12 protein-coding genes are annotated in these 15427 nt (G+C 63.6%); 6 read left to right on the top strand and 6 right to left on the bottom strand.

Annotated elements, in window-relative coordinates; genetic code table 11:
* Positions 1-91 precede the first annotated feature (91 nt).
* Complete coding sequence (locus JM946_RS06680; protein ID WP_203166371.1) at positions 92-673, top strand: SPOR domain-containing protein; 582 nt, start codon at positions 92-94, stop codon at positions 671-673.
* A 517-nt stretch (positions 674-1190) separates the two neighbouring features.
* On the opposite strand, the gene JM946_RS06675 is transcribed toward JM946_RS06680, so the two are convergent.
* From JM946_RS06675 to def, 6 genes are all read right to left on the bottom strand, one after another.
* Positions 1191-2552: a sigma-54-dependent transcriptional regulator gene (locus tag JM946_RS06675; RefSeq protein ID WP_203166370.1), complete on the bottom strand. Its 1362-nt coding sequence runs from the start codon at positions 2550-2552 to the stop codon at positions 1191-1193.
* Positions 2549-4777 (bottom strand): sensor histidine kinase, encoded by a 2229-nt coding sequence (locus tag JM946_RS06670; protein WP_203166369.1) that lies wholly within the window; start codon positions 4775-4777, stop codon positions 2549-2551. Before JM946_RS06670 ends, JM946_RS06675 begins: the two co-directional genes overlap by 4 nt.
* On the bottom strand, positions 4759-5310 hold the full coding sequence (locus tag JM946_RS06665) for a DUF4390 domain-containing protein (RefSeq protein WP_203166368.1): 552 nt from the start codon (positions 5308-5310) through the stop codon (positions 4759-4761). The genes JM946_RS06670 and JM946_RS06665 overlap by 19 nt, the downstream gene beginning before the upstream one ends.
* 139 nt (positions 5311-5449) lie before the next feature.
* The gene (gene rsmB / locus JM946_RS06660; protein WP_203166367.1) at positions 5450-6799 is read right to left on the bottom strand and encodes a 16S rRNA (cytosine(967)-C(5))-methyltransferase RsmB; all 1350 of its coding nucleotides are present in this window, start codon (positions 6797-6799) and stop codon (positions 5450-5452) included.
* Complete coding sequence (fmt, locus tag JM946_RS06655; RefSeq protein WP_230979460.1) at positions 6796-7737, bottom strand: methionyl-tRNA formyltransferase; 942 nt, start codon at positions 7735-7737, stop codon at positions 6796-6798. The genes rsmB and fmt overlap by 4 nt, the downstream gene beginning before the upstream one ends.
* 218 nt (positions 7738-7955) lie before the next feature.
* Positions 7956-8492 carry a peptide deformylase gene (gene def, locus JM946_RS06650; RefSeq protein ID WP_203166366.1) on the bottom strand — a complete coding sequence of 179 codons (537 nt, stop codon included), beginning with the start codon at positions 8490-8492 and terminating at the stop codon, positions 7956-7958.
* Between the two features lie 296 nt (positions 8493-8788).
* Here def and JM946_RS06645 point away from each other — a divergent pair, with 296 nt between their 5' ends.
* The 5 genes from JM946_RS06645 (at position 8789) to hemF (ending at position 15184) form a co-directional block, all read left to right on the top strand.
* Positions 8789-9949 (top strand): LysM peptidoglycan-binding domain-containing protein, encoded by a 1161-nt coding sequence (locus JM946_RS06645; RefSeq protein ID WP_203166365.1) that lies wholly within the window; start codon positions 8789-8791, stop codon positions 9947-9949.
* Between the two features lie 33 nt (positions 9950-9982).
* On the top strand, positions 9983-11020 hold the full coding sequence (gene dprA, locus JM946_RS06640; protein ID WP_203166364.1) for a DNA-processing protein DprA: 1038 nt from the start codon (positions 9983-9985) through the stop codon (positions 11018-11020).
* A complete protein-coding gene (locus JM946_RS06635) occupies positions 11017-11496 on the top strand; it encodes a DUF494 family protein (protein ID WP_203166363.1) in 480 nt (159 codons plus the stop codon). Before dprA ends, JM946_RS06635 begins: the two co-directional genes overlap by 4 nt.
* 62 nt (positions 11497-11558) lie before the next feature.
* Entirely contained in the window at positions 11559-14141 is a 2583-nt protein-coding gene (locus tag JM946_RS06630; RefSeq protein ID WP_203166362.1) for a DNA topoisomerase I, read from the top strand.
* Positions 14142-14248: 107 nt separating this feature from the next.
* Positions 14249-15184: an oxygen-dependent coproporphyrinogen oxidase gene (gene hemF, locus JM946_RS06625; protein WP_230979459.1), complete on the top strand. Its 936-nt coding sequence runs from the start codon at positions 14249-14251 to the stop codon at positions 15182-15184.
* Positions 15185-15427: the final 243 nt, after the last annotated feature.

The raw sequence follows: 15427 nt of genomic DNA, 5'->3' as shown, positions 1-15427 counted from the left end.
AGGATGCCCGAATGCCGGGGGCGCATGGACGCGCAGCACCCGCTGCCACCTGAGCTTGGTTTCCTGCGGATCGATTGCTGATTTTTCCTTCATGGCCAAGGACTACAAACATTCCAAACGCCGTTCCGGCGGTTCGTCCGGCTTGTCTGGCACAGCCGGCTTCGTCTGCGGCCTGGCGCTGGGGCTGGCGGTCGCGCTGGGCGTCTATCTGTTCGACCGGCGCACCGAGGCGCGCCTGGCCGCTCAACAGACCACCGCGCCGATGATTCGCGACGAGGCCGAACCGGATAGCAAACCGCGGCCCGCGTCACAGAAGGAAGCGGAGACGCAGCAGTTCGACTTCTACGAAATGCTGCCGAAGTACGAAGTGGTCATTCCCGAACAGGATTCACGCAGCGGGTCGGCTCCCGCGGTGGTCGCTGGGCCGGTGCAGAAGCCCGGCGCTTATATTCTGCAGGCGGGGTCGTTCCGGAATCACAAGGACGCTGACCGCGTGCGCGCGCTGATTGCCATGCAGGGCGTCGAATCCAAGATCCAGAAAGTGACCATCGACAAGGACACCTGGCACCGCGTTCGCATCGGGCCCATCACCAACCTGCAAAGACTCGAAGACACGCGCAGCAAGTTGCGCCAGGCCCAGATCGACGCGCTGGTCATTCGCGTCGGCGAGTGACGGCCTTGCCGCTTCGCTATCGCTCGCGGCCGGCCAAGAATGATTTGTTTATTTCTCCCCGCTTCGCGGGGAAGAGAAGCCGAGTCGAAATCACCCGCCTCGCGGGAAAGGCGACCGAGCTGAAACTCCCCGCTAGAGAGAGGAATTCGTTCCATATGTCGCGTCGGTGAGCGAAGACGCGATGCGCGCCGTGCCGCGCCACATGCGCGAAGGCTCGTGCCGAGCGAATTCCCGCCGCTTCGCCAGAGCAAGAGCTGAGTTTCGCCGCTTCGCCAGCAAAAGAGCTGAGTCGGTTTTCGCCGTTCGCCAGAAAAAGGGCTGAGTCGATTTTCGCCGCTTGCAAGAGCAAGAGACAGGAAGGGACCCAGCGTTGGTAGATCCGCAGTAAGTGAGGACGCCCGCTTTAGCTCGGAGCGGCGACAGCGCGAGCGAGTCGTTCGGGCTCCCCCGCGTTAGCGGGGGAACCAAAACAAAACCTTCCGGGCCGGCCGCGAGCGGTAGCGAGCGGCAAGGCCGCTCAGTCTTCGGCGAGCTGGCGAAAGTCGACGCCGAGGGAGCGAAGCTTGCGGTACAGGTGAGTGCGCTCCATGCCGACGCGCTTGGCCAGCTGGCCGACCTTGCCGTTGCACAGGATCAGCTGCTGCTGCAAATAAGCCCGCTCGAAATGTTCGCGAGCCTCGCGAAGCGGCAGGGCGAGCAAGTCCTGTTTCACCAAAGGTTCAGTGGTAGGCGCATGGGCCGCGAGCTCGCGCTCGATCTCGTCGAGCCGGATCTCTTCTTCGCCGCCCAGGATCAACAACCGCTGAACCAGGTTGCGCAGCTCGCGAACATTTCCCGGCCAGGGATAGTTGCGCAGCCGGTTCTGGGCCGCGACGCCAAAGCGGCGGAACGGCAGATGCTGTTCGTCGACCAGACGATCGACATAGTGACGTAACAAATCCGGCACGTCCTGCGCATAGTCACGCAGCGGAGGCACGTTCAAAGTAATGACGTTCAGCCGTGAGAGCAGCTCGAGCCGCACCCCCGTGCCTTCGGCATTCAAAAAACGAGACGTGGCCGACCCGATGATCCGAACGTTTGTATTCACCGGAGTCGCGCCGCCAACGCGCGTGAAGGTGCGCGTCTCGAGCGCGGCAACCAACAGGCCTTGTGCCTTCGGCGGCAGATCCTCGACGCCGTTGATGAACAAGACACCACCGGCCGCCTGCTCGAACACACCGGCGTGAACGCCGTTCGAATCTTCCGTGCCGTGTAGCGCGGCCGCCGCGCCTTCGTCACTGACGCCAGTCGCGACGAGTTGCACGAACGGGCCCGCAGCACGCGGGCTCAGGGAATGAATATAGCGAGCGAAAGCTTCGCGCCCGCTGCCAGGCTCACCAATGATGAGCACCGGCGTCTCGTGCGGAGCGACCTGCTGAACCTGCTCACGCAGCGCTGCCATCGCGCGGCTCTTGCCGACCGGCGCGATCAGCGGCGGAACCAGCGATCGCGCGCTCTGCCGCTTGTTTCGTCCGGAATCCAGCGCGCGCTCGACAGTGCGCAACAGCTTCGCCAGCGACAGCGGCTTCTCAACGAAATCGAACGCGCCGAGCCGTGTCGCTTCGACCGCAGTCTCGACCGTGCCGTGACCGGACATCATGACCACAGGACACGAGCTGCCATTGGGCTGCACCCACTCACGCAGCAGCGTGATGCCGTCCGTATCGGGCATCCATATATCGAGCAGGACCAGATCGGGATCGTGGGCCGCACGAGCGGCACGCGCCTCAGCGGCGTCCGCGGCGACGTCCACCTCGTAACCTTCGTCCGCCAGGATCTCTTTCAGAAGCCCGCGGATCTCGCTTTCGTCATCGACGACTAGTATGCGCGCTGCACTCATGCCCGCTCCCTCCTCGGTCCGGTGCGCCGTTCGCGAATCGGACCGCCGCCGCGGACCGCAGTCAACGGCAACTCGATAAACACCCGCGCACCTCCTGTGCGTACATTATCTGCATCTATGGCGCCGCCGTGCTCTTCGACTATCTTTTTCACGATCGCGAGCCCCAGTCCCGTACCCTTCGGTTTGGTCGTTACATAAGGGTCGAACACCTGGCCGATCACGTCGGGTCGGAAGCCCGGGCCATTGTCCTCGACCACGATCTCCACCGCCCGGCCCGCGACCCCGCGACTGCCCTTGTCCATCAGCCGCGTGTCCACGCGCACTGAAGGGTTCGCCACCCCCTCGAGCGCTTCCCAGGCGTTGGCCAGCAGATTATGGATGATCTGCCGCATGCGGCCACGGTCGGCCTGGATCTCGGGCAGGCCCGCTTGCAACTGCAGGCTCACGCCCGGCCGGCCCGGCGCGCGATACAGCTCCGCCACTTCGCCAATCAGCTGGTTCAGGTCGAAGCGTGACACATCCATCTCCGGCGCGCGCGCGTATTCGCTGAAGGCGTTGACCATCTCCTTCATGGCCTCGACCTGCTGGACGATGGTGTGGGTGGCGCGGTCCAGCACCTGCCCCTGCGTCTCGTCGATGTGCCCCAGCAGCTTACGGCGCAGCCGCTCCGCGGACAGCTGGATTGGCGTCAGCGGGTTCTTGATTTCGTGCGCCAGACGGCGCGCCACCTCGCCCCACGCCGCGTCGCGCTGGGCCTGCAGCAAGGCGGTAATGTCGTCGAACACGATGACATAACCACTGGGGGTCTGATCTTCGCCGGAGAGCGTGGTACAGGCGCACATCAGGATGCGACGGGTCGATTCGCCCTGTAGAACCAGCTGCTCGCGCCACTCGCTCATGCCCGCGGCCAGATGCGCGCTGCAGGTGGACTGGAACTGCTCGAACAGCACACTGTCACTGCCGGTCTGGGACAGTGGCTTGCCGATCACGTCGACGTCCACCCCGAGAATGGAGCAGGCCGCCTGGTTGGCCGTGCGGATGGTCTGATCGGCTTCCAACGAAATCACGCCCGTGGACAGTCGCGCCAGGATCACCGCCAGATTGGCGCGCTCGGCCTCCACGGCCTGCTGCACGCGGCGCGTCTCTTCGCGAGAGCGCGCCAGCCGCTTGGTCATGTCGTTGAACGAATGGACCAGGATGCCCATCTCGTCGTGGGAGGTCAGCGGCAAGCGCAGATCGAAATCGCCCTTGGCTACCGCGCGCGTGCCCGCGACCAGATCTTGAATGGGACGCACCAGCCGTCGCGCGGCCCAGAAGGCGCCGTACAGCGCGCCGAACAACGACAGCAGCAACACCAACGTCAGCGTCAGCGTGAAGCTGGTCTTCAGCGGCTCGCGCAGGCGCGCCTTTTCGCCATAGCGCTGATAGGAAGACTCGACCGTATCGGCCAGCTCGCCGAGCCGCCGCTCGATCGGATATATCGCCTGCAACACCCGCAGTTCGTCACCGGGCAACACCTGCGGCACACGCACCGCCGTGCGCACCAGATAGCCGCCGCCCGCGGCGGGATCGAGCGCGACGTAATCGCGCCCTTGTCGGACCTGCATGGTCATCTCGTCGCTGAGCGGTGCGGGCACGATCTCGCCCAGCCGATCCGAGCTGGTGGCGAGAATGCGGCTGTTCGAAGCCAGCAGCGTCAACTCCACTGCCTCGTTCTCCCGCCGCAACTCATCGAGCACCTGGAACGCGCCGGCGCGCACGGGAGCGATTTGGGCAGCGACCGAACGAGTCCGCTCCAGATACTCGCGCATGCGCAGATCGAGCGCCGCGCGCGACAGTTTCAAGGCGTCTTCGAGGCCCTGCCGGATCTCGACGTGGAACCAGCTGTCGATACCGCGGTTCAAGAACACGACGGAGAAATAGAACACCAGCAACAGCGGCGCCATGGCGAGCGTCGCCGACATCCACACCATGCGCGCTTCGAGCCGCGAGCCGACCACTCGTTTGCGCCAGTCGCGCACCAGCTGCGCGAGCCGGCCGCCAATCAAGATCAGCAGGACCAGCAGGCCCGCGACGTTGACGCCGACGATGAAGGGATGCAGATCGCTGAAGTGCGCCGATTGCTGAACCGTCTGCGCCATGATGAGTAGCGCAGCCACCCACAGCCCCGATCCGATGAGCACCAGGATCGAGACCAGCGTGCGTTTCAGAGTTGCGGCGACCATGTGTACCACTCGCTGCGCTGCCGCCAGTCATCCGACCAGAACAGCACGAAGCGCAAGGCATCCGGCATCGTGCGCACATCGAGATTGCCACGCACGCTGATCTCGTGCCGCCGCTTGGGCGACACCAGCGCCTGGTCCAGGATGGGCAGGCGGCTGATCACGCGTAGCGCGTCGAGCGCGGCGTCCAGCGTCGCATAGGACGCTTGTTCGCCGCTATTCAAATTGCGCACCAGATAGCGCTCGCTCAGCGCACGGTACGCCAGCTCGTAGTACTGATCCAGGGTTGCGACGGTTTCGTCCAGCCAGTAGCTGCGCTGACGCTTCACGACGATTTCCAGGTGCAGGCTGAGCGGCACGCCTTCACGGATCGCCGCCCGCGCCCCCTCCTGCAGGTCGAAGTTGAGCGTGGCGTTCAGCTCGTAGACGCCCTCGGCCGGCTCCACATAGGCGGAACGCACTTCGAAGCGCGCCGGCGGCGCCTGGGCGAACGCGCCGGTCGCCGCCAGCATGCAGCCGAGCAGCAGCAGCGCCATGAGGCGGAGCGGCCTGCGGCGGAGGCCAAGCACGTCGCGACAGGTTGGGCTTACCGCCACGAAGCGTCCTTAACCGGGATTGCGAGAGGGTGATGCGATTGGGGTCATGTTTGGCTCAGGCCAGGTGCTGGGCCATGCTTCAGCACGGCTTCTCGAGCAGAGCATAATAAAAACCATCCATGCCGGCGGAGCCCGCCGCGATTCTTAAGCCATGAACGCCCGAAGCCGTTCCCACATGCGCCTGACCGAGCGCCTCCGAGGCTGGCAGATCTTGCAGCCTTTGCTCGGTCACGTCGCGCGCGCTCGGTTCGGTGCGCAGAAAATCCTCGATCACAGCGGTGGTCTCCGTTTGTAAGGCGGAGCAACTCGCATAAAGCAGTCGGCCACCCGGCTGCAACAGCGACCACGAGGTCCGCAACAGCTGCGACTGGCGCGCAGCCAGCGCCGCGATGTCATCGCCCCTACGCAGTAGCTTGATGTCCGGGTGACGGCGGATCACACCGGTCGCCGAGCACGGCACATCCAACAGAATGCGGTTGAATGTTTTGCCGTCCCACCAGCCGGCGGGCGCGGCCGCGTCGCCGGCAAGCACCTGCGCAGACATCTGCAACCGCTGCAAGTTCTGCGTGACGCGGGTCAGCCGCTCGGGAGAAACATCCACCGCAGTCAGCACGCCCGGCTCGGGCTGGAGCTCCAGCAGATGGCCAGTCTTGCCGCCCGGCGCGGCACACGCATCGAGGATGCGCTCGCCTCGCTGCGGATCGAGCATATGCCCGGCGAGCTGCGCGGCTGCGTCCTGCACCGACACCAGGCCCTCGTTGAAGCCTGGCAACTCACCGACATCCATGGCACGGTCCAGCAATAACGCCGTGTCCTCGAACATGCTGGCGGCCACGCCGATCTGACTGGCCTGCAGTTGCTCACGATAATTCGCAGGCGTGACGCGCAGCCGATTCACGCGTATCCAAAACGGCGGGCGTTGGTTATTGGCGTCCAGGATGTCGTTGGCGCGCTCGCCCCAATCCTTCCGCAACTTCTCCACCAGCCAGCGCGGATGCGCCGTGCGCACGGCGAGATCGCGATCGATCTCCGGCAACAGCCTGGCATGCTCGCGCTGACAGCGGCGCAAAACGGCATTGACGAATCCCGACGCGCGCGGTTGTTTCAAGAGTCGGGTAGCAGCGACTGTTTCAGCGACCGCCGCATGCTCGGGAATATCCGTGTATATCAATTGGCACAAGCCGACGATGGCGAGCGCCCGGATCTCCGGATCGAGCGTTTGATTGGGACGACTCAGCAGACGGCTGAGCAACGCGTCGAGCCGCACATACCAGCGAATGCTGTCGTAGCTCAGTGAGCGCAACAGCCCGCGTTCTTGTTTAGTCGCCGAGCTCTCGTGGCTCAGCACGGCATCCAACGAGCGGCCGTGCTCGGCGACATCCGCGACGATTCTCGCGGCCTTCGCTCTGACTGCAGCTGACGCGCTCACGAGCCAAGAACCGCGCCCTCGGGGCGATGCGCTTTGAGGAAATCCGCCGCCGCCATGGCCTTGCGACCCGCGGCTTGCACACGAGTGAGTTGCAACGTTCCATCGCCAGTTGCAACTTCGATTCCTGCGCCGCTCGTTGCGATAACGGTGCCTGGCGTCGCCGACGTTTTCTTATCGGCGGGCGTCGCTTCCCACACGCGCAATTGCTGACCGTTCCAGCGCGTCTCCGCGATCGGCCATGGATTGAATGCACGCACCTGTCGATCGATTTCGATGGCCGGCCTGGACCAATCGATCAACGCTTCTTCCTTACGAATCTTGGCTGCATAGGTAGCGCCCTCCTTTGGCTGCTCGCGCGGCTTGGCCTCGCCAGTTGCGATCGCTTCAATCGCTTCCACCACAGCATCGGCGCCCAATGTCGCCAGACGATCGTGCAACGTTTCTGCGGTCTCGCGCGGAGCGATGGGCGTCACTCGCTCGAGCAACATCGGACCTGTGTCCAGACCGACGTCCATTTGCATGATGGTCACGCCACTCTCTTGATCGCCCGCCTGGATCGCACGCTGAATCGGCGCAGCGCCACGCCATCTCGGCAGCAACGACGCATGAATGTTCACGCAGCCATAGCGCGGTGTGTCGAGCACGGTCTTCGGCAACAGCAGTCCATACGCGACCACGATCATCAAATCGGCCGAATACTGCGCGAGCCGTTCGACAGCGGCCGGATCTTTCAGCGTCTGCGGTTGCTCCACCGGCAACTGATGCCGGAGCGCGCATTGCTTCACCGCACTCATCGTCACCTGCTGCCCTCGCCCCGCCGGCCGGTCCGGCTGCGTATAAACCGCGAGCACGCGGTGGCGCGACGCGACCAGCGCTTCGAGCGCAGGCACGGAGAACTCCGGCGTGCCGGCGAAAACAAGAGACAACGGCGGGGACATCGAAAGCTCGGTTCACTTACTCGACTGTGGCGCGCATTCTAGTTGGTCTTCGACTTGCGCACCGGCCGCTGATTGTACGCGCCTGGAGACGGAGGTTTTCCAGGGAGGGAGACGGGAGAGCAAGCCCCCGAACGATCAGGGAGCCAACGGGCTACCTCCGGGACGGAGACTCTGCGACCGCCCGCGCATCGGCGCGGGCGCGATCTCGATGCAGATTCTTAGAGCGCTCTGGACCGGGCCCGAGCCGCCGCATCCGCCTTCTCTTTCCGCTCCTTCTCGAGCTTCTTGCGGATCCGCGTCCGCTTCAGGTCGGAGAGATAGTCGACGAACAGCTTGCCTTCCAGGTGATCCATCTCGTGCTGAATGCACACCGCCAGCAGCCCATCGGCATCGAACTCGATCTGCTTGCCATCGCGGTCCAGCGCCCGCACCCGGATCTGGTCGGCGCGTTTGACCTTCTCGTAGATGCCGGGGACCGACAGGCAGCCCTCCTCGGTCTCCTCCATGCCGCTATGGCTGACGATCTCCGGATTGATCAGCGCCAGGCGCTCATTGCGCTTTTCGCTGATGTCGATGACCAGCACCCGTTTATGAACGTTCACCTGGGTGGCCGCGAGGCCAATGCCGGGCGCGGCGTACATGGTCTCGAACATGTCGTCGATGAGTTTCCGCAGCCCCGCATCCACCTGTTCCACGGGCTGGGCCTTGGTGCGCAGGCGCGGGTCTGGGAATTCGAGAATCGGAAGTAGTGCCATGTTCGAAAACGTCAGAAGGTGGAGACTGACGCCTAGTCTGCAGCCGATTTGGCCAGAAACAAGTGTTTCGTGCCTATGTCGGCCATAGATGAATGGCGGCGGCGCTCCGGGAGCAGGAATGAGAACCACGTCTCGGGCTGGAGGCCCATTTCTGCACTCGTTGCAATGTTGCTGCTAAAGTTCCGCCACGGTTGAACTTAATGTCGGCACGGAGTGGGTTTTTGTGCGTACGCTCAGAGGCTTACGCGACGCCAGGACCCGCCCGGCAGGGATACAAATGGGAGCTCGTTGAGCGCATGAAAACTGCGAATCTGGCACTTCGTCCGGCGATTTTGCTCAGCCTGGTCGCTGGCCTGACCGTCACCGCGGGCGTGCTGGCGCCCCCGAGCATCCTTGCCCAGGAAGGACCGGCTCAAACCGTCGGCTCCGGCAGCAACATTCCGTTGTCCGCCGACGCTCCCGATCAATACGTGGTCAAGACCGGCGACACGCTTTGGGACATCTCCAAGGTGTTCCTGCGCGAGCCGTGGTACTGGCCCGAAATCTGGTACGTGAACCCGCAGATCGCCAATCCGCACCTGATCTACCCGGGCGACGTGCTGAAGCTGGTGTATGTGGACGGCCAGCCCCGCCTGACCGTGGCTCAGCGCGGCGGCGAGAACGTCGAAGGCGGCCGCGGCGGCAAGCGCCTGTCGCCCGAAGTGCGGCGTCAGCCGCTGAGCCAGGCAGTCACCGCGATTCCTTATGACATCGTCGCCAGCTTCATGGGCCGGCCGACCTTGCTGACCAAGGAGCAGGTCAAGAGCGCCCCGTACGTAGTCGCGATGCGCGACTCGCACATGATCGGCGCGATCGGCAATGAAGTGTATGCGCGTGGCATCGGCGAGGCGGCGGCCGAGACTCGCTACAGCGTCGTGCACATCGAGGAGGAGCTGCGCGATCCGGACAACAACAAGCTGCTCGGCTACTCGGGCATCTACGTCGGCTCCGGTCCGGTGGCCACCGAAGGCGATCCCGCCAAGCTCCTGATGACGGATTCGGCGCGCGAAGTCCTGCAAGGCGACAAGCTGTTCCCGGAGTCGGTGGATGTAAATGTGGACTTCGTGCCGCACGCGCCTGCCGACGAGATCGACGCAAGCATCATCGCGGTGCGCAGCCACACCGTGATGGGTCAGTACCAGGTCGTCGCGCTCAACAAAGGCAGCAACGACGGCCTCGAACCCGGACACATCCTCGCCGCGTATCAGCGCGGCGCCGTGGTGCGCGACACCTTCGCTGAAGGTGGTCTCGCAGCGCGTCGCACCAGCCGCAGCTCGAACTTCGGCAAGCAGGTGCAGCTGCCCGACGAGCGTGCCGGCGTGATCATGGTGTTCAAAGCCTTCGACAACCTGAGCTACGCGCTGGTGATGGAAACCACGCACGAAATCCGTCAGGGAGACCGCGCTAAAAACCCCTGAGCGCGTTTCGATTGCGCCTATGTTGACGAGCTCATGGACGAGCTCGAAACCTGGCTGAGCAAGGCGCGACTCCCCGGCTGTGACGCGGAGTCGCTCGACGCACTGATCGCACGACATCGCCGCTGGCTCGAGCGGCCGATGCATCACTTCATTCCATCCGGCTCGCCCCGCTATCCCGCGCTGCTTGCCCAGTTGCCCGATCCGCCGCCTGGATTGTTAGTGCGCGGCGACCCCGACCTGTTGAGTCTGCCGCAGCTGGCCATCGTCGGCTCGCGTAATCCCACTCACACCGGGCTCGACAACGCACGCGAATTCGCTGCGCATCTGGCGCGATCTGGATTCGTGATCACCAGCGGCCTGGCCATCGGCATCGACGCAGCCGCGCATCTTGCCGCTCTGGCGGTTGATGGCCGCACCATCGCCGTGTGCGGCACAGGCCTTGATATTGCCTACCCGCGCGCCAATGCAGGGTTAGCGGAGCGAATTGCATCCAGCGGCGCGCTGGTCAGCGAATTTCCTCTGGGCACGCCGGCGGGTCGAAGTCATTTCCCTCGGCGCAATCGCATAATCAGTGGACTGTCACTGGGCACACTGGTGGTGGAGGCGGCATTGCAGAGCGGCTCGTTGATCACCGCCCGACTGGCCACCGAGCAGGGCCGCGAAGTCTTCGCCATCCCGGGCTCCATCCACAACGCACTGGCGCGCGGATGTCACCGGCTGATTCGGCAGGGCGCCAAGCTGGTGGAGACCGCCGACGATATATTCGAGGAGCTGCGCGCGTTGACCGGGCTGTTCGGCGAGCAAATCCGCGACCCGGGCAGAAGCGGTGTGAAAACCGCTGAAAGCACAGCACTTTTATCCCCGGCATTGGACAAAGGGTATGAAATCCTGTTAGATGCGCTCGGCTTCGAGCCGACCAGTGTCGACGTTTTGATCGCACGCACCGGACTCAAGGCCGACGAGGTAGCGTCCATGCTGCTGATCCTCGAACTGGAGGCGCGCATCGACGCCTGCCCTGGCGGGCTTTATGTGCGGCGCGCGGGCCCTGTCGACACTAAGGCAGCGAAATGAAGGAAAGCGTTCTCGATATCCTGATCTATCTCTTCGAGAATTACTTCGACGCCGATCTGGACTGCGCCCCCGAACCCGACCGCGACACACTCCGGGACGAACTGGAACGAGCCGGTTTTTCCGAACGAGAAGTTGGCCGCGCGCTGGAATGGCTCGAGCAGCTGTCTGCCGATCCCAACCGTGCGGGCGGCATTCCCGGATCGCGAGCGATTCGTATTTTCGACGCGCACGAACAGGCGCGGCTCGACACCGACTGCCGCGGGTACATCCTGTACCTGGAGAACATCGGCATCATCAGCCCGGCGCAGCGCGAATTGGTCATCGACCGCCTGCTGGCGCTCGATGTGCAACAGATCGACATTGAACAGGTGAAGTGGGTGGTGCTCATGGTGCTGTTCAGCCAGCCGGGCCAACAGAGCGCTTACCTGCGGATGGAGGACTTGGTATTCGATAACCGTCTGCAAGTGGTGCACTGAAGAGCGCGGGCCAAGACAACGCAGCCTTCAGCAGCACCGCGGCCACCGCGGTTTCTTTTTTTATGGAGCAGAAGAATCTAGTCATCGTGGAATCGCCTGCAAAGGCGAAGACCATCAAGAAGTACCTCGGAAAAAATTTCGAGGTGCTGGCGTCGTATGGCCACGTGCGCGATCTGGTGCCCAAGGAAGGCGCGGTCGATCCGAAGCGCAAATTCGCGATGCGCTATCAGATCCTGGAGAAGAACGAAAAGCACGTGCAGGCGATCGCCAAGGCGCTGAAAAAATCCGACGCGCTGTATCTGGCGACCGACCCTGACCGCGAGGGCGAAGCCATTTCCTGGCATCTCACCGAGCTGCTCAAGGAACAAGGCGTGCTCGACGGCAAGGACGTGCATCGCGTGGTGTTCTACGAGATCACCAAGAACGCCATCAGGGAAGCGATCGGCCAGCCGCGCGACATTTCGCAGGATCTGGTGAACGCGCAGCAGGCGCGCCGCGCGCTCGACTATCTGGTCGGCTTCAACATCTCGCCGCTGCTCTGGAAAAAAGCCGGTTTGCCGGGCGCCTCGGCGGGCCGCGTGCAGAGCCCGGCGTTGCGCATGATCTGCGAGCGCGAGGAAGAGATCCTCGCCTTCAAGCCGCGCGAGTACTGGACCATCGATGCCGACGCCGAAAAGTCGAAACAAACATTCCCGGCGCGGCTGATCGAGTATCGCGGCGAGAAGGTCGAACAGTTCACGGTGACCACCGAAGGCCAGGCGACCGATGTGCGCACCGCCATCGAGAACGCCGCCAAGGGCAGGCTCAGCGTCGCCAACATCGACAAGAAGCAGCGCCGGCGCAATCCGTCGCCGCCGTTCACCACCTCCACCCTGCAACAGGAAGCCGCTCGCAAGCTCGGCTTCGGCGCTCAGCGCACCATGCGCCTGGCGCAGCAGTTGTATGAAGGCGTGGACTTCGGCGAAGGCGCGGTCGGTCTCATTACTTATATGCGTACCGACTCGCTGAACCTGGCGAACGAAGCCGTCGCCGAGATTCGGCAGGTGATCGGCAGCATGTACGGCGCCGATGCGCTGCCCGAGTCGCCGCGCACCTATAAAACGAAGTCGAAGAACGCGCAGGAAGCGCACGAAGCCATTCGTCCGACTTCAGCGGCGGTCACGCCCGAGCGTCTCGCCGGCAAGATCGACAACGATCAGTTCAAGCTCTACAGCCTGATCTGGAAGCGCGCGGTCGCGAGCCAGATGGAAGCGGCGGTGTACGACACCGTGGCCGTCGACCTGGTGCCTGGAACGAGCGCCAAGCGCGAAGGCTCGACTGCAGTGTTGCGAGCCAATGGCTCCACGCTGGTGAAGCCGGGCTACATCGCCGTTTATAAGGAAGGTCAGGACGATACGGTCGACGACGACAACGATCGCATCCTGCCCGCCATGGAAGTCGGCGACGAAGTGGCGCTGGTCGCCCTGCGTGGCGAACAGCACTTCACCGAACCGCCGCCCCGCTTCTCCGAAGCGAGCCTGGTGAAGGCACTCGAAGAGCACGGCATCGGCCGGCCTTCGACCTATGCCAGCATCATCTCGACCTTGGTCAACAAAAAATATACGGAGCTGGTCAATCGCCGCTTCGTGCCTACCGATCTGGGCAAGATCGTCAACAAGTTCCTGACGCGCAATTTCCATCACTACGTCGAGTACGGGTTCACCGCCAAGATGGAGGACGACCTCGACGAGATCGCCGACGGCCGCGAAGCCTGGGTGCCGGTGCTGGAGCGCTTCTGGAGCGAATTCAAAGAGCGCGTCGACGTGGTCGACGAGACGGTCACGCGTGAGGACGTGTCGGAAGCGCGCGAGCTGGGCAACGATCCGGTCACCGGCAAGCCGATCTCGGTCCGCTACGGCAAGTATGGTCCGTTCGTGCAGATGGGCACCAAGGACGACGAGGAAAAGCCCAAGTTCGCCAGCCTCAAGGCGACGCAGCGCATGGACACCATCACGCTGGCCGAGGCGCTGGAATTGTTCACGCTGCCGAGAACTATCGGTCAGACCGCGGACGGCCATTCGATCCGCGTCGCCATCGGTCGCTTCGGGCCCTACATTCAATATGGCGCGAAGAAGTTCGTGTCCATCAAGGACGACGATCCGTACACCATCGAGCTGCCGCGTGCGCTGGAGCTGATCAAGGCCAAGGAAGAGGCCGACGCCAATCGCACCATCCTGAACTTCGAAGACGCCGGCATTCAGGTGCTGAACGGCCGCTTCGGCCCGTACATCACCGACAAGGTGAAGAACGCGAAGATCCCCAAGGAGCGGGATCCGAAGACGCTGACCTTGGACGAATGCCGCGAGCTGCTCGCTGCCGCGCCGGAACGAGGCAAAGGCCGTTTCGGTCGGTTCGCCAAGAAGACCGCCGCCAAGGCCGATGCACCAACCGCGGCCGCACCGGCCGAAAAGCCCTTGAAGGCTGCGGCGAAGAGCAAGACCACACCGGCCAAGACCGCCAAGGCTCCTGCTTCAGCCAGCAAGGCAGACGGCGCGAATGCGTCCAAGTCGCCTGCCAAATCAGCCGCGCCGCGGGCCGCCGCCAAGACTGCAGCGAAGAAGACGGCGGCGAAGAGCGCGAGCAAGTCGCCCGCCAAATCGAAGTAACCCATAGCAGCAACGCACCCTGCTCGGCCGACAAGGCCGAGCGGTGGCGCTGCCGTGACAGGCTTCCCTGAGCCGTTCCCTGGCCGCATCATGGCCGCGCTCACTCAATGGAGAATGATCTGATGGCCGTCGACGCCGATGCCGTGCTCGCCTACCTGCGTGGACTGCAGGATCGCATCTGCTCGGCGCTCGAGCAGGCGGACGGCGGCGCGCAGTTCATTCGCGATCGCTGGGAGCGAGCCGAAGGCGGTGGCGGCGAAAGTCGCGTGCTGCGCAATGGCGCGGTGTTCGAGCAGGCCGGCGTCAACTTCTCACATGTGATGGGCACGCGCCTGCCTCCGAGCGCGACGGCGCAACGACCCGAGCTCGCCGATGCCGACTGGATGGCGACCGGCGTGTCGCTGGTCATTCATCCCAGCAATCCGTACATCCCCACCACGCACGCCAACGTGCGCTTCTTCTCCGCCACTCCCAAGCACGGCGCGCCCGGCGCCTGGTGGTTCGGCGGAGGTTTCGATCTCACGCCCTACTATCCATTCGACGAAGATGTGCTGCATTGGCATCGAGTCGCGCAGCAGGCATGCAAGCCCTTCGGCGATGATGTTTATTCCCGGCACAAAGACTGGTGCGATCGATATTTCTTTCTCAAACATCGCAACGAGACCCGCGGCGTCGGCGGTCTGTTCTTCGACGACTTGAACGACTGGGGCTTCGAACGCTGCTTCGCTTATCAGCGCAGCGTCGGCGATCATTTCCTGGAAGCCTACCTGCCGATCGTCACACGCCGCAAAGATCATCCCTACGGCGAACGCGAGCGACAGTTCCAACTGTATCGGCGCGGACGCTACGTGGAATTCAATCTGGTGTATGACCGCGGCACTTCGTTCGGCCTGCAATCCGGCGGGCGAACCGAGTCCATTCTCATGTCGCTGCCGCCGCTGGTGCGCTGGGAGTACAACTGGACGCCGGAATCCGGCTCCGCCGAAGCGCGGCTCTATTCAGACTTCCTGCGACCGCGCGACTGGCTGCGCGAGCTGCGATAGAAAATATCTTTCGCAAACAAAACAAAAATTGCGCCTGCTGTGAGGGTGTCGATGTCATTGACACTTTCACCTGTATACAGACTAACTTTCGTCAGTAACGAGCGACGCGCAGCCGTCGCTGGCACGAATTGCACAATTGAATTAGACGCGCCGCAGGAGTAGCGTCGTCGCAGCGATTGCGCATGCGACGTAACACCGTCTGGCCACGGACCTGCAACTGCTGTCGCGCCTCGATGGGGCGTG

Origin of the sequence: Steroidobacter gossypii (assembly GCF_016801985.1) — a bacterium.
In the GTDB taxonomy this organism is placed as follows: Bacteria; Pseudomonadota; Gammaproteobacteria; order Steroidobacterales; family Steroidobacteraceae; genus Steroidobacter; species Steroidobacter gossypii.
The sequence above is the reverse complement of the archived record's forward strand: the minus strand, read 5'-3'. Positions and strand labels throughout refer to the sequence as shown.